Below are 23843 nucleotides of genomic sequence, written 5' to 3'. Positions count from 1 at the left end.
GCGATAGCGGCGGAACAGGCACTGATATGCCAACTGACAGTCCCCTATCGCAGCATAGATATCTACACAACCTTGTGGGCTGTAGCAGCAAACGGTAACCACGATGCGAAGCAAGTCGCTCTTGATCTGCTCTTGATCTTGATCTCAGGCGCCCCGTTAAACCACGCTGGCCGAACGCAGGCTTGAATTCGTGGGTAACCCGGCAGGACGCCGGGTTAGCCGCCCCGCGCCATGGATGGCGCGTGGCGGCGGCCCACGGATTCAAGCCTGTGTTCGGGCACACCGAGCCTAAGCGAGGTGCCGAGTGGTGGGGCAAGAGCCTTTTGCTTACTTTTGGCTGGGCCGGCATTCCGGCTCCTTTCAAAAGTGAGCCGCTGTCAGAGCGGAACCCTAAGTGGCCGTTACCTAAATAACGGATATGTACCCGGTCCAACTGTGTTGACTGTTAGGCCGTCATCGCAGGCAAGCCAGCTCCCACCGTTTTAACTGCGATCAGCCTTGAGCACTTCGTAATCGCGCAGTTTGTTGGCAATGGTGGTGTGCGACACCCCCAGGCGCTTGCCCAACTGGCGACTGCTGGGGTGTTCGGCGTACAGGCTTTCCAACACCGCCTTCTCAAAGCGCCCGACGATATCCTCCAGGCTGCCCTCCAGGGAAAAATCACCCAGCGGCTGGCGCACGCCATAGTCCGGCAGACGAATATGCTCAACCTTGACCGTACCGCCCTCACACAACGACACCGCCTGGAACAGCACGTTTTCCAATTGCCGCACGTTGCCCGGCCAGTGGTAGTGGCTGAGTTTGTCCATGGCCGCAGGGGCCAGCTTGGGCAGTGGGCAACCGATCTGCCGACTGGCCTGGTCGAGAAAGTGCTCGACCAACGGCGCGAGGCCATCCAGGCATTCGCGCAACGGCGGGATATGCAGCGACAGCACATTCAGCCGGTGATAAAGGTCCTGGCGAAACTCACCCCGGGCGCAGAGTTCCGACAAGTCCACCTGGGTCGCGCAGATCACCCGCACGTCCAGGTACACCTCTTCATCACTGCCCACCCGGCGAAAACAACCGTCCTGCAGAAAGCGCAGCAGCTTGACCTGCAAGCGCGCGCTCATTTCTCCCACGCCATCGAGAAACAAGGTACCGCCCGCCGTCAGCTCAAGCAGGCCCAATTTACCTTCCGCCCGCGCCCCTTCAAATGCGCCGGGGCCATAGCCAAACAGTTCAGTCTCGGCCATCGACTCGGGCAACCCCGCGCAGTTGAGCGCCATCAACGGCGACTGCCCCCGCGGGCTGGCCAAGTGGCAGGCTCGAGCCAGCAGCTCCTTGCCGGTGCCGGTTTCGCCTTCTATTAATAGCGGCGCATCCAGCGGCGCCATGCGCCGTGCTTCGCGCACCACTGCGGCCATGACCTTGGAGCTTTGGAAGATGCTGTCGAAACCACGCAGCTCTTGCTTGCGCACGTTATAGATACGCTCACCGACCCGGTCGGCCCGGTGCAGGGTGAGCACGGCGCCGGCCATGGCTTCGCTGTCGTCGTGCTCGGAGGATTGCAGGGGCGCGATGTCCGCCAGAAATACGTCGCCCTTGACCTTGACACGCAGGCCATTGATTCGCGATTTGCTGGCGCGCACCAGTTCCGGCAGGTCGAAGTCCTCGGCATACCGCGACAGGGGAATCCCGGGCACTTCATCTACCCGTACGCCAAGCAACTGCGCCGCCGCACGGTTGGCGGCCACGATGGAGCCGCCCATATCAATGGACAGCACTGGAAATTCCAGGGCGCCGAGCAACGCATTGAGTTCCATATGCCGACGCTCGCTGGGCATCAGCCCTACCCGCTTGACGCCAAACACCCCGGCAATCGCCTCGAACTGCGGTCGCAACGCCTGGAACTGCATGTTCACAAGGTTAGGGCAGAACAGGTAGATGGCGTTGCCATGCTCACCGCCGACTTCGCCCTTGGCGACGTTGACGCCGTACTCTACCAGCAGGTTGAGGATGTCCCGCAGGATGCCGATGCGGTTCTGGCAGTGCACTTTGATACGCATGGAAAGACTCGAAAAGGGAGTAGGCGCCGCGTCTTTTTGTCGCTGGGCGCAGATAGTCGTCAAGATTATGTGACAGTACGGCAGCCATTCCCAGCCCATAGCTGTGACAAGTCGGACTATCGTAACGAATACTTTACGATTGTCGGTGATTTTTCCTACATGCGTCCATTAAAGGCTGATGGAATCCTGCGCCTATCCGGTTATCAATAGAGGCATCCCAGGACATAACAAGAACGAATGCCTAGCAGGAGAGCCGTATGAAGCAGACGCACTACGTGGCCCGCGAGCCCGATGCGCAAGGTTTTATCCACTACCCGCCAGAAGAACATGCGGTGTGGAACACCCTGATCACTCGCCAATTGAAAGTGATCGAGGGCCGCGCCTGCCAGGAATACTTGGACGGCATCGACAAGCTCGGCCTGCCCCTGGACCGCATTCCCCAACTGGGCGAGATCAACAAGGTGCTGGCCGACACCACCGGCTGGCAAGTCGCCCGCGTGCCGGCGCTGATTCCCTTCCAGACCTTTTTTGAATTGCTGGCCAGCAAGCAGTTCCCGGTGGCGACTTTTATTCGCACCCGTGAAGAACTGGACTACCTGCAAGAGCCGGATATTTTCCACGAGATCTTTGGCCACTGCCCGCTGCTGACCAACCCCTGGTTCGCTGAATTCACCCACACTTACGGCAAGCTCGGCCTGGCGGCCACCAAGGAGCAACGGGTGTACCTTGCGCGCCTGTACTGGATGACCATCGAGTTCGGCCTGGTGGACACGCCCCAGGGCCGGCGTATCTACGGTGGCGGCATCCTGTCGTCGCCTAAAGAAAGTGTGTATTGCCTGTCGGACGAGCCTGAGCACCAGGCCTTTGATCCGCTGGAAGCGATGCGCACCCCCTATCGCATCGACATCCTGCAACCGCTGTACTTCGTCTTGCCCGAACTCAAGCGCCTGTTCGACGTGGCGCAGGAAGACATCATGGGCATGGTCGAGCGCGGTATGCAGCTGGGTCTGCACGCACCGAAATTCCCACCCAAGCCCAAAGCCGCGTGAACCTCACGTTTTAAGGCCAGGTGAGTCTGTTCCCTGGCCCCGCGTTGCTTTAGGGTAACGCCACTGACCTTCAATCATTCGAATTCAGGACACCTTCCATGACCACCTTGAACCAAGCCCACTGCGAAGCCTGCCGCGCCGATGCCCCGCAAGTCAGCGATGAAGAACTGCCGGTACTGATCAAGCAGATCCCTGACTGGAACATCGAAGTGCGCGACGGCGTGATGCAGTTGGAAAAGGTTTTCCTGTTCAAGAACTTCAAATTCGCCCTGGCCTTCACCAACGCCATGGGTGAAATCTCCGAAGCCGAAGGCCATCACCCAGGCCTGCTCACCGAGTGGGGCAAAGTCACCGTGACCTGGTGGAGCCACTCCATCAAGGGCCTGCACCGTAACGACTTCATCATGGCCGCGCGCACCGACGAAGTGGCCAAGACCGCCGAGGGCCGCAAGTAATGCATTTCGATGCCATTGGTCGCGTGCCCGGCGACCCGATCCTCGGGCTGATGGACCTGTATGCCCAGGATGCCAACCCGAACAAGTTCGACCTGGGCGTAGGTGTCTATAAGGACGACCAAGGCCTGACGCCGATTCCTCACTCGGTGAAGCTGGCGGAACAGCGCCTGGTCGAGACCCAAGTGACCAAGACCTATATCGGTGGCCATGGCGATGCAGCCTTCGGCAGCCTGATCAGCGAACTGGTGCTCGGCGCCGACTCGGCCTTGCTGCGTGACCGCCGCGCTGGCGCCACGCAAACCCCCGGCGGCACCGGCGCCCTGCGCCTGAGTGCCGACTTTATCGCCCACAGCCTGCCGGGCCGTGGCGTGTGGCTGAGCAACCCGACCTGGCCGATACACGAAACCATTTTTGCCAAGGCCGGGCTCAAGGTCAGTCATTACCCTTACGTGGGCAGCGACAACCGCCTGGACCTGACGGCGATGCTGGCGACCCTGTCCAGCGTGCCCAAGGGCGACGTGGTATTACTGCACGCGTGCTGCCATAACCCGACCGGCTTTGACCTGTCCCAGGATGACTGGCGCCAGGTCTTGCAGATCGTGCGTGAACGCCAGTTGCTGCCGCTGATCGACTTCGCCTACCAGGGCTTTGGCGATGGCCTGGAGCAGGACGCCTGGGCGGTGCGCCTGTTTGCCGCCGAGCTGCCGGAAGTGCTGATCACCAGCTCCTGCTCGAAGAACTTCGGCCTGTATCGCGATCGCGTAGGTGCATTGATCGTCTGTGCGGCGGATGCCGAAAAGCTCACCGATGTACGCAGCCAACTGGCGAATATCGCTCGCAACCTGTGGTCGACACCGCCGGATCACGGCGCCGCCGTGGTGGCGACCATCCTCGGTGATGCGCAGCTGAAAAAGCAGTGGAGCGAGGAAGTCGAGGCCATGCGTTCGCGGATCGCCCAGTTGCGTTCCGGGTTGGTGGAAGCGCTTGCGCCCCATGGGCTGGCCGAGCGCTTTGCGCATATCGGCGCGCAGCGTGGGATGTTTTCCTATACCGGCTTGAGTGCCGAGCAGGTCAAGCAACTGCGCGAGAAGCACAGTGTGTATATGGTCAGTTCGGGGCGGGCTAACGTGGCCGGTGTTGATGCAACGCGCTTGACGTTGCTGGCTCAAGCCATCGCCGACGTTTCCAACTGAAGCAACAGGATTACGTGTGGGAGCTGGCTTGCCTGCGATGGCGGTGGTTCAGTTGCAGATTAATTGCCTGGCCCACCGCCATCGCGGGCAAGCCCGCTCCCACAGGGGATTGATGCCGGACGCTGAATCCGTGTGCGATACCTAGCCAGCGCCCACTTTTATAAGCACGCAGGGCTTCAGCCAGCGACCATTTCGGCCTTTAGCAGTGCCTCTTTGGCCTGCGCATCCGCCAACCGATACAACTCGATATGCCCATCCCAGTGCTCGATCAAGGCCGTGCACGACTCCACCCAATCCCCGCAGTTGAGGTAATCCACCTCGCCCACCTTGCGAATCTCGGCATGGTGAATATGCCCGCACACCACCCCGTGCAATTCCCGCTTGGTCACCTCGTGGGCAATCGCCTCTTCGAAATCGCTGATAAAACTCACTGCCGTCTTGACCTTGTGTTTCAGGTACGCCGACAGCGACCAATAACCGTAGCCATACCGCGCACGCCAGTGGTTCAGCCAGCGGTTCAGCGTCAGGGTGAATTCGTAGGCCGAGTCGCCGAGGAAGGCGAGCCAGCGGTGATAGCGCGTGATCACATCAAACTGGTCGCCATGAATCACCAGCAAGTGGCGACCATCGGCGGTGACGTGCACGGCTTCATCGACCAACTGGATATTGCCCAGGATCAGCTTGGAATAGCGACGCAGGAACTCGTCATGATTGCCGGTGACATAGATGACCTCGGTGCCACGCTTGGCCATGGTCAGCAGGCGGCGGATCACGTTGGTATGGGCTTGAGGCCAATACATGCCGCCGCGCATTTTCCAACCGTCGATGATGTCACCGACCAGGTAGACCTTGTCGGCGTGGTAGCCCTTGAGAAAGTGCGACAGGTGTTCGGCCTGGCAATCCCGGGTGCCCAGGTGCACGTCGGAAATCCACAGGGTTCGCACCCGTTGCTTGCGGCTGGGCTTGGTGAACTCGGCACGGGTCATGGGCATCCCTCGACGCTGTTTTGGCGAGCTTGCGCCCTGGCGATTAATAGCCCATGACAAGCGTGCGTCAGTCTGATGACAGCGCACACGCCGACAAGCGTTGTTAGACTACCGCCCTGCCCCCCCCTGCTGCTAAGGATCGCAATGACTCCCCGCTCAGCCCTCGGCGCCCTACATATCGGCGCATTGATGTTTGGCCTTACCGGCGTATTCGGCAAACTCGCAGCCGCCTCCCCCGCCATCATCGTATTTGGCCGGGCGGCGTTTGCCGTGCTGGCGCTGGCGGTATTCGCCCGCTTTGCCAGCAATGCTCCGTGGAAGAGGCTGGAGATGCGTGACTGGCGCCGGCTGCTGGTCAGCGGTGTGTTGTTGGCCGCCCATTGGGTGACGTTCTTTATTGCCGTCAAAGTCGCGGGCGTGGCCGTGGCGACCCTGGGGTTCACTGCCTTTCCGGCCTTTACCGTGATTCTTGAAGGGCTGATCTTCCGCGAGCGCATTCGCGCCAATGAAGTGCTGCTGGTGGTGCTGGTCACCGTTGGCCTGGTGCTTGTGACCCCGGATTTCAATCTCGCCAGCGAGGCCACGGGCGGGCTGCTATGGGGCATCGCCTCGGGGCTGTTGTTCTCGTTGTTGTCGCTGAACAATCGCGCCAGTTCCGGGCGGATTCCTGCGGTACAGGCCGCGCTGTGCCAGAACGTCGTAGTTGCCGCCTGCCTGCTGCCCGTGGCCGCGCCGGGGCTGGCAGATGTGCGTGCAATCGACTGGCTGTGGATCGGGCTGCTGGGGGTGTTTTGTACCGGCCTGGCCCACAGCCTGTTTGTCGCCAGCCTCGCCGTAATCAAGGCACGCACCGCCTCGGTGGTGTTTGCCATGGAACCGGTCTACGGCATCACCGTGGCCTGGCTGCTGTTTGCCGAAACCCCGACCTTGCGCATGTTGCTGGGCGGCGCCTTGATCATCGTCGCCATCGTGCTTTCCGGCCTGATGGGCAGCGCCAGCCAGGCCAAGCAACCGGCAGCCACAGCCTGATCTATACTTTAAACGTCCGCAACAGTCTGTAGTCGTTCAACGGATAAAGACTCCTCGACGACAGCCTTGGTGTTTTCTGAAGTTGCTGCAAGCGAGTGGTCATCCCTCAATGCGATGCAGGAGCTTCATTATAGAAATGCTCATCAGCTTGCTGGTCCAGATCATCAGCGGTGCCGTCGGTGGCAACATCGCCGGCATGACCAAACAGAGCCTGGGGACGGGGCTCAATACCTTTCTCGGCGGAGTCGGCGGCCTGGTGCTAGGCCAGATTGTCGCCGCACTCACAGGCACCACCAGCGGCGAAGCACTGGATGTGGCCGCGATCGGCAGCAATATCGTCGGCGGTGGCGTCGGTGGGTTGGTGTTGACGTGGGCCGTAGGCTTTATCAAACAAAAGCTAGCTGCCAAGTAGCGATAGGGTCACCGCCCCTCTGCGGCGGTGACTTTCATTGTGTACGATCGTTATGGCCCAGATTGCGTTGGGGATCGATCTGGTCGCGCACTCGCTGCTTGAGCACCTTGGCCTCGGGAAAACCGCCATCGGCCTTGCGCTCCCAAATCTGCACGCCATCACAGGTGATGCGAAACGCGCCGCCGGTGGCCGGTTCCAACGCCACGCGCCCCAGGTCATCGGCAAAGGTGCTGAGTAACTCCTGGGCCAGCCACGCGGCGCGCAGCAACCACTGGCACTGGGTGCAATAGGTGATCACGATCTCGGGTTTGCATGCAGACATCATTAAGCGGCTCCTGGCGTAACAGGCTCAGCGAATCGGGTGGCTATAATAGCGGCCTTTGTCGCCCAGCCACGAGATTGATGATGCGCCGCCTGCTGTCTTGCCTGTTCCTGTGCCTATTCCCCCTACTTGCCGACGCGGTAGAAGCCCCCCGCCCAAAAATCGGCCTGGTGCTGTCCGGCGGCGCCGCCCGTGGCCTGGCGCATATCGGCGTGCTCAAGGCGCTCGAAGAGCAAGGTATTCATATCGATGCGATTGCCGGCACCAGTATGGGGGCGGTGATTGGCGGGTTGTACGCGTCGGGCTACAAAATTGACGAGCTGGAGAAGTTGGCGCTGGGTATCGACTGGCAGCAGGCCCTGTCCGACGCGCCACCGCGTGAAGACGTACCGTTTCGGCGCAAACAGGATGACCGGGATTTCCTGGTCAAACAAAAACTCAGTTTCCGCGACGATGGCAGCCTCGGCCTGCCGCTGGGCGTGATCCAGGGCCAGAACCTGGCGCTGCTGCTGGAGAGCATGTTCGCCCACAGCAGCAACACGCGTAACTTCGACAAGCTGCCAATCCCCTTCCGTGCCGTGGCCACCGACATCACCACCGGCGAAAAAGTGGTGTTCAGCAAAGGCCACCTGCCCCAGGTGATACGCGCCAGCATGTCGATCCCCGCGGTGTTCGCCCCGGTGGAACTGGACGGCCGCCTGCTGGTGGACGGCGGTATGACCGACAACATCCCGTTGGATGTGGCGCGGGAGATGGGCGTTGATATCGCGATTGTGGTCGACATCGGCACCCCGCTGCGCTCGCGCAAGCAACTGGCCACCGTGGTGGACGTGCTCAACCAGTCCATCACCCTGATGACCCGGCGTAACTCCGAGGAACAACTCAAGGCCCTGTACCCCAAGGACGTGTTGATCCAACCGCCGCTGGCCGCTTATGGCGTCACCGACTTTGGCCGCGCCAAGGACATGATCGATGCCGGCTACCGCGCCACCCGTGCCCTCGACGTACGCCTGGCACACCTACGCCCTGCCGAACCCATCGACGCCGACCTGATAGCTGCGCGCACGCCGGGCGAACGCACCCCGGTGATCACCGCAATCCAGGTGGAGAACGACTCCAAGGTCAGCGACGACGTTATCCGCTACTACATTCGCCAGGGGCTGGGAGAACCGTTGAACCTGGGCCGCCTGCAATCAGACATGGGCACCCTGTACGGCCTGGATTACTTCGAGCAGGTGCAATACCGAGTGGTAAAAAAAGGCCAGGACAACACCCTGGTGATCAGTGCACGCGGCAAGCGCAGCGGCACCGACTACCTGCGCCTGGGCTTGAACCTCTCGGACGACATGCGCGGCGACAGCGCCTTCAACCTCGGCGCCAGTTACCGCGTGAACGGCATCAACCGCCTCGGCGCGGAATGGCTGACGCGGGTGCAGATTGGTGATCGGCAGGAGCTGTACAGCGAGTTCTACCAACCCATGGACACCGGCTCACGCTACTTTGTGGCCCCCTACATCAAGGCCGAGGCACAGAACGTCGAGCTAATCCTGGACAACGACCCCATCTCCGAATACCGCCTGGAACGCTACGGCTTTGGTTTGAACGTGGGCCGACAGATCGGCAACAGCGGCGAGATCCGCTTCGGCGTGGGCGAAGCCTGGGGCAAGGCGGACGTGCGCATTGGCGACCGCGATCTACCGAGTGTGAACTTCAGCGAAGGCTTCTATGAGCTCAAATACTCCTTCGATTCCCTGGACAACGTGTACTTCCCCCACAGCGGCGAAGACATCAGCCTGGCCTTTCGCGAGTTCGAACCCGGCCTGGGCTCCGACCAGCGCTACCGCCAGTGGGAATTCAAGCTGGACAAGGCCATGAGCCACGGCCCGGACACCCTGATACTGGGCGGCCGCTATGGGCGCACCCTGGATGATTCGGATGTGGTGATTTCCAGCTTCCTGCTGGGGGGCGCACGGCAATTGTCGGGCTTCCGCCAAGATGCGATTTCAGGGCAGAACATCAGCCTGATGCGCGCAGTGTACTTCCGCAGGCTCACCCCGCGCTCGTACCTGCCGCTGGACTTCCCGTTGTACCTGGGCGCATCCCTGGAACGGGGCCGGGCGTGGAACAACGATAACGAGTTCGACAGCGGCTATATCAATGCCGCGAGTATTTTCCTGGGGTTTGATACGCCATTGGGGCCGCTGAATTTCAGCTATGGGTTCAATGATGATAACCAGAAGGCGGTGTACTTGAACCTGGGCCAGACGTTCTAGGAAAGGATTGCCAAGGACTTTTGTAGGAGCGAGCTTGCTCGCGAAAAATCCACAGACGCCGCGTTTATTCAGAAAGCCCGCATTATCGTGACGTTTTTCGCGAGCAAGCTCGCTCCTACATACTGCAGATCAGGACTTTTCCAGGTTCGCCAGGATGTGCTCATGCACCCGCATGCACACCCGCAGGTCTTCCTCATTCACACCCACGAACAACTCATGGCGCAACGCCGTGGCGATGGTTTCGATCTGGTCGATCAGCGGTTGGGCGGTATCGCACAGCAGGATGCGTTTGGCACGACGGTCTTCCACCACGGCTTGGCGTTGCACCAGGCCCTGGCCTTCCAGGCTATCGAGCAGACGGGCCAGGGTGGGCCCTTCCACGCCGACACTTTGGGCCAATTCACGCTGGGTGGGTGCTTCGACAAAACGAGCCAGGTGCAACAGCACGAGCCAGCGCGCCTGGGACAAGCCCAGCCCCGCCAGCCGGCGATCCAGTTCGGCGCGCCAACCTCGGGACATTTGCGCCAACTGCATGCCAAAACGGTGTTGATCGGTTAACGGCATAAAAAACTCATGTTTAAGACTGAAAATAAAGTATGGCTAATTATTAGTCAGCTAAGCATGAGCCCTGTCAGTAGGCAAGGCCCGCTATGTACTGATTCGTTACATTGTCGTAATTGGCACACTAAATTTCGAATTCCGACTGCAAAGCAGCACGCACGCAGTACAAAACGCCTTCCGGAACACGCCCGGTAAATAACGGCGCAATCTCCGTGACAGCTGGCAATTCGCCTTCTCCATCGAGAAAAGCGTCCTGGATTTCACCGAGCAAATCCTCAGGCAAATCAAGGGCCTGCTCCAGGGACAATTGCTGCTTGCCGATGGCTTCGGCGAGCAAGGTGTACACGTTTTTTTCCGAGCATTGCAGCTGGCCGGCGATCTGGATCGGGGTCATGCCGGCACGGGCCAGGCTGATCAGTTCGTGGCGAATATCGGCGATTTCCTTCGGCGCTTCGGCCTGGCCGCCGAGCACTTCCAGGAAGGCCTGGCCGTAGCGCTCCAGTTTGCGCGCGCCCACACCGCTGACCCGGGCCATCTCGGCCATGGTGGTGGGCTGCTCGCGCAGCATCTCCAGCAAGGTGGAGTCGGGGAAGATAACGTAGGGGGGCACGCTGTGCTCCTGCGCCAGTTTGCGCCGCAGGGTGCGCAAGGCTTCCCATTGTTCGCGCTCCTCGCCCCGCACCAATTGGCTGGCCTGGCTGGCGCTGCTGCTTTTGGCGGTGGTCTGCGGCTTGAGGTCGCGGCGCAGTTCCAGGCTCACTTCGCCCTTGAGCAACGGCCGGCAACTGTCATTCAGGCGTAGCCCGCCGTAGCCTTCGATATCGATGTCGACCAGACCACGGGCAACCATCTGGCGAAACAGCGAACGCCACTCCCCTTCGGCGCGGGCTTTGCCGACCCCGTACACCGAGAGTTTCTCGTGGCCGAAGCTGCGGATTTTTTCGTTGTCCTTGCCCAGCAGTACGTCCACCAGATGGCCCACACCATAACGCTGACCGGTGCGATAGATCGTCGACAACGCCTGGCGCGCCGGCTCGGTGGCGTCCCAGGTTTGTACGCCGTCGATGCAGTTATCGCAGTGGCCGCAGGGTTCAGGCATGTCTTCGTCGAAATACGCCAGCAGGGTCTGGCGACGGCAGCGGGTCTCTTCGCACAACGAGAGCATGGCGTCGAGCTTATGCTGCTCCAGGCGCTTGTGGCGCTCGTCGCCCTCGGAGTTCTGCAGCATCTGCTTGAGCATCACCACGTCTTGCAGGCCGTAGACCATCCAGGCATCCGCCGGCAGGCCATCGCGGCCAGCACGCCCGGTTTCCTGGTAATAGGCCTCGAGGGACTTGGGCAGGTCCATGTGCGCCACGAAACGCACGTTGGATTTGTCGATGCCCATGCCAAAGGCGATGGTTGCCACCATGATCAGGCCTTCCTCGTTGAGGAAGCGTTTTTGGTGCGCTGATCGCGTTTCATTGGGCAGGCCGGCATGGTAAGGCAGTGCCGGGTAGCCTTGTTCACAGAGAAACGCCGCGACCTCGTCGACTTTCTTGCGCGACAGGCAGTACACGATGCCCGCGTCACTACGCCGCTCGGACAGGAACGCCAGCAACTGCTTGCGTGGCTGCTCCTTGGGCACGATGCGGTAGAAAATATTGGGCCGGTCAAAACTCGACAGGAAGCGCTCGGCGTTCTGCAAATGCAGGCGCTCGACGATCTCTTCGCGGGTACGCTTGTCGGCGGTGGCGGTCAGCGCAATGCGCGGCACATCGGGAAACAGTTCGGCCAATTGGCCAAGCTGCAGGTATTCGCGGCGGAAATCGTGACCCCATTGCGACACGCAGTGGGCTTCGTCGATGGCGAACAGCGCGATCTCAAGGCTCTGCAAAAAGGCCAGCATGCGTGGCTGCACCAGGCGCTCCGGCGCCAGGTAAAGCATTTTCACCTCGCCACGCTTGATGCGAGCAGCCAGGTCGCGCTGCTGCTCGGCGCTGAGGGTGGAGTTCAACGACGCGGCGGCGACTCCGAGTTCTTCAAGGGTGGCGACCTGATCGTCCATCAGCGCAATCAGCGGCGACACCACCACGGCCAGGCCATTGCGCAACAGCGCCGGCACCTGGAAGCACAGCGACTTGCCGCCACCGGTAGGCATCAGTACCAGGGCATCGCCGCCACTGGCCACGCGCTCAATGATCGCACCCTGGCGGCCACGAAAACTGTCGTAGCCGAAGATGTCCTTGAGGACGCGTTGAGCCTGCTCGAGCATGTAAAACTCCAAAATGGTGCCGAAATCCCTCTATACAGGCTGGCCGAAAAAAACCGCGCTCACGAAAAATAATCCGTAAGCGAAGTTTTCCCGGATTGGCGCTGGGCCTGCAGGGGCATCACAAAACGCGGCAGTATACCCGAGCGTTATCCACCAAAGGGCGCCACTGACGAATAGACGCACCAGGCTAAAACCGGGCAAATATGCCGTGCGGCTGGCCTGGGCGCTCAAGAAAGCCTAGAATTCAGCATCGTTTATTCCCAAGGTAGCCCTTCAATGTCCTTCGCTGAGCAACTAACCCGCCTGCAAGCCTTCCTCGACGCCGATGAGCTGCATGACGAGGCGCTGGACTACGTGGCCGCCCACGGCTACCTGACCGCCCTGTCGATCTGCTCCGACCCCGTCCCGGACCGTGAATGGATCGATGCGCTGTTCGCTGAAGAGCCTCACTACAGCGACGACGCCCAGCGCGCAGAAATCGAATCCACCCTGGTCGCCCTCAAGGCGCACATCGCCCGCCAACTGGCCTCCGACGAAGAGTTCGAGCTGCCGTGCGAGCTGGACCTGGGCGACGATCCGGATGACTCCGACCTGCGCGGCTGGTGCATCGGTTTCATGGAAGGCGTGTTCCTGCGCGAAGCCGCCTGGTTCGAAACCGCCGAAGAAGAAGTCAGCGAAATGCTGCTGCCGATCATGGTCGGTTCGGGCCTGTTCGAAGAGGAAGCAGAGTTCTCCGACATCGCCGCCGACGCCAACCTGATGGACGACATGATCGTGCAGATCCCGGAAGCCCTGACCGCGCTGTATCTGCTGTGCAACGCGCCTGACGAAAAACCGGCGATCCTCAAGCCACGTCACCACTGAGTCGCTTGCCCGTGGAACCCATGGGCAACCGTCCACTGCTCCTGCGCTATGCGCTGCTGGCCATCGGCTGGCTAAGCGTAGCGTTGGGAGTGATCGGCATTTTCCTGCCGGTATTGCCGACCACACCCTTCCTGCTACTCGCCGCCGCCTGCTTCGCTCGCAGCTCCCCGCGCTTCTACCACTGGCTGGTGGAACACCCGCGCCTGGGGCCTTGGGTGCGCGATTACCTGGACGGTAATGGCATCCCGCTCAAAGGCAAGGTCTACGCCATCGGCTTGATGTGGCTGAGCATCTCGATTTCCTGCTACCTGGTGCCACTGCCATGGGCGCGGGGCTTTATGCTGACCAGTGCGGTGCTGGTGACGATCTACATCCTGCGCCAGAAAACCCTGCCGCCACGCTGAACGCCGCCTGCGACATTCGATCCCACACGACCTTGGTCGACACTGACTAACACCAGGCATCATGCGAGACTGTCCAACCGGGCCTGGAATGCCCGGGTGTTCTTATGCTCGGAGTTACCATGACGCTGTCCAGCGGGCTGATCGCCGCCGTTGCCCTGGCCTATATGGCCACTATGTTTGCCATCGCCTTTTACGGTGACCGCCGCCATGCGCCGCTGCCGCCGCGCGTGCGTGCCTGGGTGTATAGCCTGTCGCTGGCGGTGTACTGCACCAGTTGGACCTTCTTCGGCGCCGTGGGCCAAGCGGCCGAACAACTGTGGGCATTCTTGCCGATCTACCTGGGGCCCGTGCTGTTGCTGGTGCTGGCCCCCTGGGTGCTGCAGAAGATGATCCTGATCAGCAAGCAGGAAAACATCACCTCCATCGCCGACTTTATCGCCGCCCGCTACGGCAAGTCCCAGTCCCTGGCGGTGGTGGTGGCACTTATTTGCCTGGTCGGCGTGCTGCCCTATATCGCGCTGCAGCTCAAAGGCATTGTGCTGGGCGTGAACCTGCTGATCGGCGCCGGCCCCGACACCACCGGCACCCGCGCCCAGGACACGGCCTTGATCGTGTCACTGGTGCTGGCGCTGTTTACCATCGTGTTCGGCACACGCAACCTCGACGCCACTGAACACCACCGCGGCATGGTGCTGGCGATTGCCTTTGAGTCGCTGGTCAAGCTGTTCGCTTTTCTGGCCGTGGGTGCGTTTGTCACCTACGGCTTGTACGACGGTTTCGGCGACCTGTTCAGCCAGGCCATGCTCGCCCCGCGCCTGGAGGAATACTGGAAAGAGACCATCAACTGGCCATCGATGGTGGTGCAGACCGGCGTCGCCATGATGGCGATCATTTGCCTGCCGCGACAATTTCATGTGACGGTGGTGGAGAACATCGACCCCCAGGATTTGCGCCTGGCCAAGTGGGTATTTCCGGCTTATTTGATCCTCGCGGCACTGTTTGTGGTGCCCATCGCCCTGGGCGGCAAGATGCTGTTGCCAAGCTCAGTGCTGCCGGACTCCTATGTGATCAGCCTGCCGATGGCCGAGGCGCACCCGGCGCTCGCGGTGCTGGCATTTATTGGCGGTGCGTCGGCGGCCACCGGCATGGTGATCGTGGCGAGCATCGCCTTGTCGACCATGGTCTCCAACGACATGCTGCTGCCCTGGCTGTTGCGGCGTTCCAGCGCCGAACGGCCATTCGAAGTGTTCCGCCACTGGATGCTGTCGGTGCGCCGGGTGAGCATTGTGATCATCCTGCTGCTGGCGTACGTGAGCTATCGCCTGCTGGGCTCCACCGCCAGCCTGGCGACCATCGGCCAGATCGCCTTTGCCGCCGTGACCCAACTGGCCCCGGCGATGCTCGGCGCACTCTATTGGAAGCAGGCCAACCGGCGTGGGGTGTTTGCCGGTTTGGCCGCCGGTACCTTCCTGTGGTTCTACACCTTGGTCTTGCCAGTGACGGCGAAAAGTCTGGGCTGGTCGCTCAACCTTTTCCCCGGCCTGACCTGGATGCATTCCCACCCGTTCGGGCTGTCGGTCACGTCGCTGACCTTGGGCACCGTGTTCTCCCTCGCGGGGAATTTCACCCTCTTCGTGTGGGTGTCGATGCTGTCGCGCACACGGGTTTCCGAGCACTGGCAGGCAGGCCGTTTTATCGGCCAGGAAATCAGCCAGCGTGCGAGTGCGCGCTCCATGCTGTCGGTGCAGATCAGCGACCTGCTCAGCCTCGCGGCACGCTTCGTCGGGGAAGAACGGGCCCAGCAGAGCTTTATTCGCTTCGCCTACCGCCAAGGCAAAGGCTTCAACCCCAACCAGAATGCCGATAACGATTGGATCGCCCACACCGAACGCTTGCTGGCCGGCGTACTCGGGGCCTCCTCGACGCGGGCGGTGGTGAAAGCGGCAATCGAAGGGCGGGAAATGCAACTGGAGGACGTGGTCCGTATCGCCGACGAGGCCTCGGAAGTGCTGCAGTTCAACCGTGCCCTGCTGCAGGGCGCCATCGAGAACATCACCCAGGGCATCAGCGTGGTGGACCAGTCGCTCAAGCTGGTGGCCTGGAACCGGCGCTACCTGGAACTGTTCAACTACCCGGATGGCTTGATCAGCGTCGGCCGGCCAATTGCAGACATCATTCGCTACAACGCCGAGCGCGGCCTGTGTGGCCCCGGTGAAGCGCAAGTGCACGTGGCGCGTCGCCTGCACTGGATGCGCCAGGGGCGTGCGCACACCTCCGAGCGCCTGTTCCCCAATGGTCGAGTGATCGAGTTGATCGGCAACCCGATGCCCGGCGGCGGGTTTGTCATGAGCTTCACCGACATCACCGCGTTCCGCGAAGCCGAACAAGCGCTGACCGAAGCCAACGAGGGCCTTGAGCAGCGGGTGACCGAGCGCACCCATGAACTGTCGCAACTGAACGTGGCCCTCACCGACGCCAAGGGCGTGGCCGAATCCGCCAGCCAGTCGAAGACGCGGTTCCTGGCGGCCGTGAGCCATGACCTGATGCAGCCGCTGAACGCTGCGCGACTGTTTTCCGCCGCCCTCTCCCACCAGGCCGATGGCCTGTCCGGCGAGGCACGGCAGTTGGTGCAGCATCTGGACAGCTCACTGCGCTCGGCTGAAGACTTGATCAGTGATTTGCTGGATATTTCGCGCCTGGAAAACGGCAAGATCAATCCACAACGCCAGCCCTTTGTCCTTAACGAGTTGTTCGACACCCTGGGCGCAGAATTCAAGGCGTTGGCCCAGGAGCAACACTTGCGCTTTCGCTGGCGCGGCAGCCGTTTGCGAGTGGACAGCGACATCAAGCTGCTGCGGCGGATTTTGCAGAACTTTCTGACCAATGCCTTCCGTTATGCCGACGGCCCGGTACTGCTAGGCGTACGTCGCCGCAAGGGCGAACTCTGCCTGGAGGTCTGGGACCGCGGCCCTGGCATTGCGCCGGATAAACAAAAGGTGATCTTCGAAGAGTTCAAGCGTCTGGACAGCCACCAGACCCGTGCCGAAAAAGGCCTGGGCCTGGGCCTGGCGATTGCCGACGGCCTGTGCCGCGTGCTGGGCCATCGCCTGAGCGTGCGCTCCTGGCCGGGCAACGGCAGCGTCTTCAGCGTGTGCGTGCCGCTGGCCCGCAACCAGGCCAGCGCGCAGCCCAAGGCGCCGGCAGAAACCGGCCTGCCCTTGAGTGGCGCACGGGTGCTGTGCGTGGATAACGAAGACAGCATCCTGATCGGCATGCGCAGCCTGCTCACGCGCTGGGGCTGTGAAGTCTGGACAGCCGCCAACCAGGCCGAATGCGCGGCGTTGCTGGCCGACGGTATACGCCCGCAACTGGCGTTGGTGGATTACCACTTGGACCACGGCGAAACCGGCACCGAGTTGATGGGCTGGCTGCGTGCGCAATTGGCCGAGCCGATTCCCGGTGTGGTGATCAGTGCCGATGGGCGACCGGAGATGGTGGCCGAGGTGCATGGGGCGGGGTTGGATTACTTGGCCAAACCGGTGAAGCCGGCGGCGTTGCGGGCGCTATTGAGCAGGCATTTGCCCCTGTAACGGGGCTGTATTCGATCGCTATTGTAGGAGCGAGCGTGCTCGCGAAAAACTCAAAGGCGCCGCGCTCATTCAGCAAGCACGCGTTATCGTTGACGTTTTTCGCGAGCAAGAACTAGGCGTCCCCCTGGCTCCTACAGAAGGCGATGACCGCTTAACTGACTGGCATTAGAGCAAGCCCGCTCCCACAATTTCGATCCGTGTTTATTCCGGGAGATGCGCCACGCCGTCCGAATCGGTCATTGCCCGCTCCAGCAGATCTGCCGGCAAGCTCTTACTGGCGCGGGCCCCGAGCAACCTTAATTGCTCGGTACGGCTGACCAGGTTCCCACGCCCATCCGTCAGCTTGTTGCGCGCCGCGCTGTAGGCCTTGTCCAACTGTTGCAGCCGGTTGCCCACTTCGTCCAGGTCCTGGATAAACAGCACGAACTTGTCATACAGCCAACCGGCACGCTCGGCAATTTCCCGCGCGTTCTGGCTCTGGCGCTCCTGCTTCCACAAGCTGTCGATCACGCGCAGGGTGGCGAGCAAGGTCGTGGGGCTGACGATTACGATATGGCGGTCGAAGGCTTCCTGGAACAGGTTGGGCTCGGCCTGCAATGCCGCAGAAAAGGCAGCCTCGATCGGTACGAACAGCAGCACGAAATCCAGGCTGTGCAAACCTTCAAGGCGCTTGTAATCCTTGCCGGCCAAGCCTTTGACATGATTGCGCAGGGACAGCACGTGTTGCTTCAAGGCGGCCTGGCCAATCACCTCGTCATCCGCCGCAACGTACTGTTGATAGGCGGTCAAGCTGACCTTGGAGTCGACCACCACCTGCTTGTCGCCCGGCAACATGATCAGCACATCGGGCTGGAAACGCTCGCCATCCGGGCCTTTGAGGCTGACCTGGGTCTGGTACTCACGGCCCTTCTCCAGGCCCGCATGCTCCAGCACCCGTTCAAGAATCAGCTCACCCCAGTTGCCCTGGGTTTTCTGGCCCTTGAGGGCACGGGTCAGGTTGGTGGCTTCGTCCGACAGGCGCAGGTTCAATTGCTGCAGGCGCTCAAGCTCTTTGGCCAGGGAAAAGCGCTCACGGGCTTCGTTCTGATAGCTTTCTTCGACACGTTTCTCGAAGGACTGGATACGTTCCTTGAGCGGGTCCAGCAGTTGACCGAGGCGTTCCTGGCTGGTTTCGGCAAAGCGTTGCTCACGCTCGTCGAAGATCTTGCCGGCCAACTCGGCAAATTGCGCACGCAGTTCGTCTCGTGAGCCTTGCAGGTCGGTGAGGCGTTGCTGATGACTCTCTTGCTGCTCGCGCAATTCGGCGCTCAGGGCCGCGGCCAAGGCGTCGAGGCGACGCAGTTCGGCTTCCTTGGCGCTACGATCGAGGTTCCAGGCGTGCGCGGCATCGCGGGCGTTATCGCGGTCGATCTGCAACAGCTCGACTTCACGGCGCAGCGCCGCCAAGTCGGCTTGCTTGGCAGCATTGGCCTGGCTCAGGTCACTGATCTCATCGCGGCTGGCGTCCAGTTGAGCGGCGAGCCCTTCCTGGGCCAGTTGTGCGGTCGCCAGGCGCTCCTCCAGCAGCTCCCAGCCGGTGGTGCGTGCGGTCAGGCGCCGCTGGAGTTGCCAGCACAGCGCCAGTAGCGGCACGGCTGCGCCCACAAGACCCAAGGCGATACTGGTCCAGTCAAACACCATAGCCATTTCTGCCATCACCGAAAAAGATCAAGGGTAACCAAGCCTAAGGCCGGAGGACAGCTCAGTCTTCGACCTGGCCCAGTTCGCGCTGGGCGCGACGGTCGCCGGCGCGAGCAGCCGAACGCAACAAATCGTGGCCGATGCGCCGGTCACGGGCATTTCCGCACTCGCGGCACATCAGTTGGCCAAGACGGCTCTGAGCGGCCACCACGCCTTCGCGGGCGGGCTGCTTGAGCAAGCGTCCGGCAAGATGCTTGATATTGGTGCTCTGCCCAAGGCGCGGGCTGTCGAGCAGCCACAAAGCGACCTTCAAGGAAAAACGCTTGGGTGCGGTAACAGTTTGGGGCGTGTCGGTAACAGAATGTGATACTGAGCGAAACTTCATAAAGCACTGTGGGGCAGAACGGAAGGCGCGCCACTCTACTCTTTTTTTCGTACAGGTAAAGCTGAAAAAACCGTGCACGCCCGTCCTAGAGCAAGCGCTCGGGACAATCCACAGAAGCTGTGGATAACTCAGTGGACAACCCCCCTGGAACAGGCGCAAAGCCCCATGGAACGGGGGCCGCAGTCAAACTGACGATTTTTTCACCAATAAAAAAAAGCGAGATTTTTCATTGACTTAAATTTTGATTACAGGCAAATGGGCGCACTTGCACACCAGTGACAGCAGGGTTACACCCTTGGCCTTGAATGTGCACAAGTCCTTATCGGCTGGTTATATCGTCGGCGTTTTTTGATTCAACACCGGTTAAACATGTTACTGAGCAGGCAAACCCAAGGGCTTTTCAAATCTGCCTCGGCTCGCCACACTGCGCCACCGACAATGCAAACCAGTAGGGCCGATGAAAGGAATTCTGTTATTCGCCGGGCTGCTACTGGCCATCTGCGCGATCTCCCTGGGAATCAATGCCGCGCTCCCCTCTCCGGACGGCGCACTGTTCGCCATTGCTATCTTGCTGTCAGCCGCCTTTACCGCCGTGATCCTGTGCATCGAACTCAGTGACGGAAGGATCAATGACATGCGCGAGGTGATCCGCATGATCGAGACCGGCCAGTCCTTGCGGCTGACGCTCGCCGCCTACGGGCTGGGGTGCGCACTGGCCGCGTCCATGACCGTGCTGGTCTATCGCGAGTTGCTCGGCGGCTGATCGAAGTTTTTTTGCAATCGGCCTTCCCTTCCCTGTTTCAATCCGTTACTATCCGCGGCGTTAGTACCAAGCTGAAAGTCAATTCTGGTCGAACACGTCCCCTGAACCACATGGGATCGACCACCTCGATGGTTTCCAGGTATTCCTTGCGACGACACTGCCTTTGAACAAGCAAAGGGTGGCGCGAAGTTCCAATACTCTGACCGAACCAACCTGCAAATTGATCAGGATCTTCACCCCGGGCCCAGAACCTTTGCCCCTGTTGTGTTGCCTGCCCTCCTAAGTACCTACCTGCCAGCCCAAGCGCGCCAAATTTAATAGCGCTTCAAACTGGCTGCTTTGTTCCAGTCGGGTTCTTCGTTTGATCAATGGTGATCAGCGTTACTGGAACGTTTTAACGTTGCACGGTTCTTATCCGTGTCATTTGTAGGAACACCAATAATATGAACGCTCAAATCCACACTCAGGATGCCATTCGCACCCTCACCAACGCTTTTGCCCCAATGAACTGCCTGATCATGGCCGCTCGCAAAGGCTGCTTCAGCTTCACCCTGGTCAACGAACACGGCATCGCTCGTCACAGCGAACGCCTGTACCCCGATCAATACTCCAGCGCAGAACCGCTGCAGGCCGTGATCGATCGTACCCGTCAGGCACTGACTGCCTGATCGACCCGCGTCGCTGAAACCTCAAAAAACCCTGTTTGAATAACAGGGTTTTTTATTGCCTGGAATTTGGCCTTGAACCCGTGGCGCTAAGTACAAATCGATATAAACGTTATAACCGATTGCAGAAGATGTTTTAAAAACAGTCCTTTACATCGTGAATATGACACTACACTTCAACTCAAGCGGCATGATCCGCTTACGACGGGCCTGAGATCCGATTCACCGCTGCCAAGCTCCCCTTCTCAGGCTCGTCCACTCTTTGCAAGGACTGAGGCTCGTATGGGTATTGCCGCCAGTGAATTGTGTCGTTATGTGATCCGGCCGACGCTGATGTACCTCGGCCGTCACAGCCCAACAGCCGAATCCCTGCTGCTGGGCATTGCCGCCAGCCAATCCGAACTGGGCTCGGCGCTGCATGACCGTCGCGGCCATGGCCTCTACAGCATCACCGAACCCCGCCACCGCGCCCTCTGGGATGGCTACCTGGCCTTGGACCCAGAACGCGCCAGCCTGGTGCGTGGGCTGGCCAGCCAACATGCGTTCCTCAGCGCGCCCCAGTTGGAGTTGACGGTAAACCTGCGCTACGCCACGGCGATCGCCTGGCTGTTGGTGGAACAACATCGTCCCGCCCTGCCCGCGCCCGGCGATGTACTGGCCATGGCGCGTATCTGGAAAGAAATATTCCACCCCCAGGGCCGCCTGCGAGATTTCACCCACGCCTGGCAAACCTGTGTAATCCCAATGAAACAGGCAGCTTGCTGACCGGGCAAATTGCAAGATTCGGCAAAAAAACGGCAATTTTGGTCGGATTGTCCTACAAAACCGCTCTATCTCCAGCATTACAGCCTATAGCGCGATCTGAAATTTATTGATACTTTCCGCAGCGGTGATCACACGGAGTTCTAATAATGAAAAAAGTAATGCTCAAGACCACACTTAGCCTCGCCGTTGCCATGGCATCCTCCCAACTGTTCGCCAGCGGCTTTGCGCTCAACGAACAGAGCGTGAGCGGGATGGGTACCGGTTTCGCAGGTCGCTCTTCTTCTGCCGATGATGCGAGCACTGTGTTCGGTAACCCTGCCGGTATGGCACGTCTGGAAGGCCAACAGATCACTGGTGGCGTTGCAGCCATTGATGCCTCTACCGATATCAGCAATGTCAGCGGCCGCTCCGCTGGTAGCAACAAAGGCGATATGGTGCCTTTCACCGCCGTGCCTTTCGGTTTCTACACCAATAAACTCAACGACCAGTGGGCTGTCGGCTTCGGCGTCTATGCGCCGTTCGGCCTGGTGACCGACTACGAAAGCGGCTTCCAGGGCCGTGGCTTTGGCAGCAAGAGCGAAGTGAAAGTCATCACTTTGCAACCGACCGTCAGCTACGCCTTCAACGATCGCGTTTCCGTAGGTTTCGGCCCGACCATCAACCGCATTGCCGGCACCCTGGAATCGGACCTGACGCTGAACCCTCGCGCGCCAGACACCAATATCAAGATCAAGGGTGACGACACCGCACTGGGCTTCAACATCGGCGTGCTGGTTCAAGCCACCGATACCACCCGTGTCGGCCTGACCTACCATTCCAAGGTCAGCTACAAGCTGGACGGCCACACCGAAGTCACCGCACCGACCGCGACCTCGCCGTTCCTGCGCAGCAACCGCTACGACGCCTCGCTGAAAATCGACACCCCTGAGTCCTACGACCTGTCCGTTACTCAAGACCTGACAGACGCATGGAAACTCTACGCCGGTGCGACCTGGACGCGCTGGAGCCGCCTGAAAGACATCACGGTCAAGAACGAAGGCGTCAGCGGCGCTACCGGCGGCGCGCTTGCCCCAGGCCTTGTCAGCACAATCAAGGAAGACCAGAACTGGCACGACACCTGGGCCTACGCCGTGGGTACTTCGTACCAGCTCACCAAGCAAGTGGTACTGCGTACCGGCTTGACGTTCGACCAGTCGCCGACCAACAACACGGATCGCTCGCCGCGCATCCCGACTGGCGACCGTACTATCTTCAGCCTGGGCCTGGGCTACCAGGTCATGGATAACATGACCATCGACCTGGCCTACTCCTACCTGAAGGAAGAGGACGTCAAGATTTCGCGCTCCAACCAATTGGCCAGCTACAACGCCAAGTATGAAAACAGCGCCAACGGTTTCGGCTTGGGCATGACCTACAAGTTCTAACCCGCAGCCGTATAAAAAAGCCCCGCTCTCCTGTGAAGGAGGCGGGGCTTTTGTTTGGCTGGCGGTCAGGGTTTGGAAGCCAATGCCTGTTCCACCGCCTTGATCAGCTCCGGACTGTCCGGCTTGGTCAGGCTGGAAAAACTGGCCACAACATTGCCCTGGCGATCCACTACATACTTGTAGAAGTTCCACTTCGGCGCCGCGTCGGCCTGCTGTGCAAGCACCTTGAACAGGTGCACCGCATCCGGCCCCTTGACCTTCTGCGGCTCGGTCATGGTGAAGGTCACGCCATAGTTCACGTAGCAGACCTTGGCGGTTTCCTCACCGGTCTTGGCTTCCTGCTTGAAGTCATCGGACGGCACGCCAATCACTTCCAGGCCTTGGCCCTTATAGCGCTGATATAAGGCTTCCAGGCCTTTGAACTGCGGAGCGAAACCGCAGAAACTCGCCGTATTGACGATCACCAAAGGTTTGCCAGCGAATTGCTGGCACAGGTCGATGGATTCCTTGGCCCGCAGCTTGGGCAATTGGCCCTCCAGCAACGGCGGGCAACTGGCGGCCATCGCCACGCTGCCAATAGCCATCAGGACGGGTACAGCGAGCCAGCGCATCTGCATGTCAAAAGTCCTTGAGTCGGTTCAGACCCACAACTTAACAGATCGCCATACCCAGTTGCATCAACGCCAGGCCGCCCCGCTGCCAACCCCACCAGGCCAACAGC

General features: G+C 60.5%; 21 protein-coding genes. 13 read left to right on the top strand and 8 right to left on the bottom strand.

The genetic code is table 11. From position 1 onward, the window contains the following. Window positions 1-482 precede the first annotated feature (482 nt). Window positions 483-2048 (bottom strand): sigma-54-dependent phenylalanine hydroxylase transcriptional regulator PhhR, encoded by a 1566-nt coding sequence (locus TX24_RS04430; protein WP_003192990.1) that lies wholly within the window; start codon window positions 2046-2048, stop codon window positions 483-485. 257 nt (window positions 2049-2305) lie between these two features. Here TX24_RS04430 and phhA point away from each other — a divergent pair, with 257 nt between their 5' ends. The 3 genes from phhA (at window position 2306) to TX24_RS04415 (ending at window position 4745) form a co-directional block, all read left to right on the top strand. Next, window positions 2306-3097, top strand: coding sequence for a phenylalanine 4-monooxygenase (gene phhA, locus TX24_RS04425; protein WP_003192992.1), 792 nt, complete (start codon window positions 2306-2308; stop codon window positions 3095-3097). Between the two features lie 98 nt (window positions 3098-3195). Beyond that, a complete protein-coding gene (locus TX24_RS04420; RefSeq protein WP_003192995.1) occupies window positions 3196-3552 on the top strand; it encodes a 4a-hydroxytetrahydrobiopterin dehydratase in 357 nt (118 codons plus the stop codon). Then, a complete protein-coding gene (locus TX24_RS04415) occupies window positions 3552-4745 on the top strand; it encodes an amino acid aminotransferase (RefSeq protein WP_057709775.1) in 1194 nt (397 codons plus the stop codon). Before TX24_RS04420 ends, TX24_RS04415 begins: the two co-directional genes overlap by 1 nt. Window positions 4746-4921: 176 nt before the next feature. Here TX24_RS04415 and TX24_RS04410 read toward each other — a convergent pair whose 3' ends face one another. After that, window positions 4922-5731 carry a UDP-2,3-diacylglucosamine diphosphatase gene (locus tag TX24_RS04410; protein WP_003192999.1) on the bottom strand — a complete coding sequence of 270 codons (810 nt, stop codon included), beginning with the start codon at window positions 5729-5731 and terminating at the stop codon, window positions 4922-4924. Window positions 5732-5875: 144 nt separating this feature from the next. Between TX24_RS04410 and TX24_RS04405 the strand changes: the two genes are divergently transcribed. Beyond that, window positions 5876-6760, top strand: coding sequence for a DMT family transporter (locus tag TX24_RS04405; protein ID WP_003193000.1), 885 nt, complete (start codon window positions 5876-5878; stop codon window positions 6758-6760). Window positions 6761-6890: 130 nt separating this feature from the next. Next, complete coding sequence (locus tag TX24_RS04400; protein WP_003193002.1) at window positions 6891-7172, top strand: hypothetical protein; 282 nt, start codon at window positions 6891-6893, stop codon at window positions 7170-7172. A 34-nt stretch (window positions 7173-7206) separates the two neighbouring features. Here the strand turns inward: TX24_RS04400 and TX24_RS04395 are convergent, their stop codons facing one another. Continuing rightward, window positions 7207-7494 (bottom strand): Rdx family protein, encoded by a 288-nt coding sequence (locus TX24_RS04395; protein ID WP_003193004.1) that lies wholly within the window; start codon window positions 7492-7494, stop codon window positions 7207-7209. A gap of 83 nt (window positions 7495-7577) precedes the next feature. On the opposite strand from TX24_RS04395, the gene TX24_RS04390 reads away from it, so the two are divergent. Continuing rightward, entirely contained in the window at window positions 7578-9767 is a 2190-nt protein-coding gene (locus tag TX24_RS04390; protein WP_057709774.1) for a patatin-like phospholipase family protein, read from the top strand. A gap of 129 nt (window positions 9768-9896) precedes the next feature. On the opposite strand, the gene TX24_RS04385 is transcribed toward TX24_RS04390, so the two are convergent. Both TX24_RS04385 and recQ read right to left on the bottom strand, forming a co-directional pair. After that, entirely contained in the window at window positions 9897-10331 is a 435-nt protein-coding gene (locus TX24_RS04385) for a MarR family transcriptional regulator (protein WP_003193007.1), read from the bottom strand. 121 nt (window positions 10332-10452) lie between these two features. Next, complete coding sequence (recQ, locus tag TX24_RS04380) at window positions 10453-12582, bottom strand: DNA helicase RecQ (protein WP_034136124.1); 2130 nt, start codon at window positions 12580-12582, stop codon at window positions 10453-10455. A 276-nt stretch (window positions 12583-12858) separates the two neighbouring features. Between recQ and TX24_RS04375 the strand changes: the two genes are divergently transcribed. The 3 genes from TX24_RS04375 (at window position 12859) to TX24_RS04365 (ending at window position 17440) form a co-directional block, all read left to right on the top strand. Next, window positions 12859-13446, top strand: a complete 588-nt coding sequence (locus TX24_RS04375; RefSeq protein WP_003193011.1) for a UPF0149 family protein — start codon at window positions 12859-12861, stop codon at window positions 13444-13446. Window positions 13447-13466: 20 nt separating this feature from the next. Continuing rightward, window positions 13467-13850: a YbaN family protein gene (locus TX24_RS04370; protein WP_019818414.1), complete on the top strand. Its 384-nt coding sequence runs from the start codon at window positions 13467-13469 to the stop codon at window positions 13848-13850. A 119-nt stretch (window positions 13851-13969) separates the two neighbouring features. Next, the gene (locus TX24_RS04365) at window positions 13970-17440 is read left to right on the top strand and encodes a hybrid sensor histidine kinase/response regulator (RefSeq protein ID WP_003193015.1); all 3471 of its coding nucleotides are present in this window, start codon (window positions 13970-13972) and stop codon (window positions 17438-17440) included. 201 nt (window positions 17441-17641) lie between these two features. Here TX24_RS04365 and TX24_RS04360 read toward each other — a convergent pair whose 3' ends face one another. Together TX24_RS04360 and TX24_RS04355 are read right to left on the bottom strand one after the other, a co-directional pair. After that, window positions 17642-19006 (bottom strand): DNA recombination protein RmuC, encoded by a 1365-nt coding sequence (locus tag TX24_RS04360; protein ID WP_169856798.1) that lies wholly within the window; start codon window positions 19004-19006, stop codon window positions 17642-17644. 175 nt (window positions 19007-19181) lie between these two features. Then, window positions 19182-19505 carry an SEL1-like repeat protein gene (locus TX24_RS04355; RefSeq protein WP_003193019.1) on the bottom strand — a complete coding sequence of 108 codons (324 nt, stop codon included), beginning with the start codon at window positions 19503-19505 and terminating at the stop codon, window positions 19182-19184. Between the two features lie 457 nt (window positions 19506-19962). Between TX24_RS04355 and TX24_RS04350 the strand changes: the two genes are divergently transcribed. The 4 genes from TX24_RS04350 to TX24_RS04335 all read left to right on the top strand — a co-directional run bounded on the left by TX24_RS04350 (window position 19963) and on the right by TX24_RS04335 (window position 23122). Next, a complete protein-coding gene (locus TX24_RS04350; protein WP_003193020.1) occupies window positions 19963-20268 on the top strand; it encodes a hypothetical protein in 306 nt (101 codons plus the stop codon). Window positions 20269-20711: 443 nt separating this feature from the next. Further along, a complete protein-coding gene (locus TX24_RS04345; RefSeq protein WP_003193022.1) occupies window positions 20712-20936 on the top strand; it encodes a hypothetical protein in 225 nt (74 codons plus the stop codon). A 279-nt stretch (window positions 20937-21215) separates the two neighbouring features. Beyond that, window positions 21216-21698: a hypothetical protein gene (locus TX24_RS04340; protein WP_003193024.1), complete on the top strand. Its 483-nt coding sequence runs from the start codon at window positions 21216-21218 to the stop codon at window positions 21696-21698. 146 nt (window positions 21699-21844) lie between these two features. Continuing rightward, complete coding sequence (locus tag TX24_RS04335) at window positions 21845-23122, top strand: OmpP1/FadL family transporter (RefSeq protein WP_003193026.1); 1278 nt, start codon at window positions 21845-21847, stop codon at window positions 23120-23122. Between the two features lie 65 nt (window positions 23123-23187). Here TX24_RS04335 and TX24_RS04330 read toward each other — a convergent pair whose 3' ends face one another. Beyond that, window positions 23188-23739 (bottom strand): glutathione peroxidase, encoded by a 552-nt coding sequence (locus TX24_RS04330; RefSeq protein ID WP_034136127.1) that lies wholly within the window; start codon window positions 23737-23739, stop codon window positions 23188-23190. Between the last annotated feature and the right edge of the window lie 104 nt (window positions 23740-23843).

The organism is Pseudomonas lactis (genome assembly GCF_001439845.1).
Classification (GTDB): Bacteria; Pseudomonadota; Gammaproteobacteria; order Pseudomonadales; family Pseudomonadaceae; genus Aquipseudomonas; species Aquipseudomonas lactis.
The sequence above is the reverse complement of the archived record's forward strand: the minus strand, read 5'-3'. Positions and strand labels throughout refer to the sequence as shown.

Coding starts and splice junctions, on each gene's coding strand:
- TX24_RS04345 (WP_003193022.1), top strand. CDS start 20,712: ATGAACGCTCAAATCCACACTCAGGATGCCATTCGCACCCTCACCAAC.
- TX24_RS04405 (WP_003193000.1), top strand. CDS start 5,876: ATGACTCCCCGCTCAGCCCTCGGCGCCCTACATATCGGCGCATTGATG.
- TX24_RS04430 (WP_003192990.1), bottom strand. CDS start 2,048: ATGCGTATCAAAGTGCACTGCCAGAACCGCATCGGCATCCTGCGGGAC.
- TX24_RS04355 (WP_003193019.1), bottom strand. CDS start 19,505: ATGAAGTTTCGCTCAGTATCACATTCTGTTACCGACACGCCCCAAACT.
- TX24_RS04415 (WP_057709775.1), top strand. CDS start 3,552: ATGCATTTCGATGCCATTGGTCGCGTGCCCGGCGACCCGATCCTCGGG.
- TX24_RS04395 (WP_003193004.1), bottom strand. CDS start 7,494: ATGTCTGCATGCAAACCCGAGATCGTGATCACCTATTGCACCCAGTGC.
- TX24_RS04420 (WP_003192995.1), top strand. CDS start 3,196: ATGACCACCTTGAACCAAGCCCACTGCGAAGCCTGCCGCGCCGATGCC.
- TX24_RS04375 (WP_003193011.1), top strand. CDS start 12,859: ATGTCCTTCGCTGAGCAACTAACCCGCCTGCAAGCCTTCCTCGACGCC.
- TX24_RS04410 (WP_003192999.1), bottom strand. CDS start 5,731: ATGACCCGTGCCGAGTTCACCAAGCCCAGCCGCAAGCAACGGGTGCGA.
- TX24_RS04370 (WP_019818414.1), top strand. CDS start 13,467: ATGGGCAACCGTCCACTGCTCCTGCGCTATGCGCTGCTGGCCATCGGC.
- phhA (WP_003192992.1), top strand. CDS start 2,306: ATGAAGCAGACGCACTACGTGGCCCGCGAGCCCGATGCGCAAGGTTTT.
- TX24_RS04365 (WP_003193015.1), top strand. CDS start 13,970: ATGACGCTGTCCAGCGGGCTGATCGCCGCCGTTGCCCTGGCCTATATG.
- TX24_RS04350 (WP_003193020.1), top strand. CDS start 19,963: ATGAAAGGAATTCTGTTATTCGCCGGGCTGCTACTGGCCATCTGCGCG.
- TX24_RS04390 (WP_057709774.1), top strand. CDS start 7,578: ATGCGCCGCCTGCTGTCTTGCCTGTTCCTGTGCCTATTCCCCCTACTT.
- TX24_RS04330 (WP_034136127.1), bottom strand. CDS start 23,739: ATGCAGATGCGCTGGCTCGCTGTACCCGTCCTGATGGCTATTGGCAGC.
- TX24_RS04340 (WP_003193024.1), top strand. CDS start 21,216: ATGGGTATTGCCGCCAGTGAATTGTGTCGTTATGTGATCCGGCCGACG.
- TX24_RS04385 (WP_003193007.1), bottom strand. CDS start 10,331: ATGCCGTTAACCGATCAACACCGTTTTGGCATGCAGTTGGCGCAAATG.
- TX24_RS04335 (WP_003193026.1), top strand. CDS start 21,845: ATGAAAAAAGTAATGCTCAAGACCACACTTAGCCTCGCCGTTGCCATG.
- recQ (WP_034136124.1), bottom strand. CDS start 12,582: ATGCTCGAGCAGGCTCAACGCGTCCTCAAGGACATCTTCGGCTACGAC.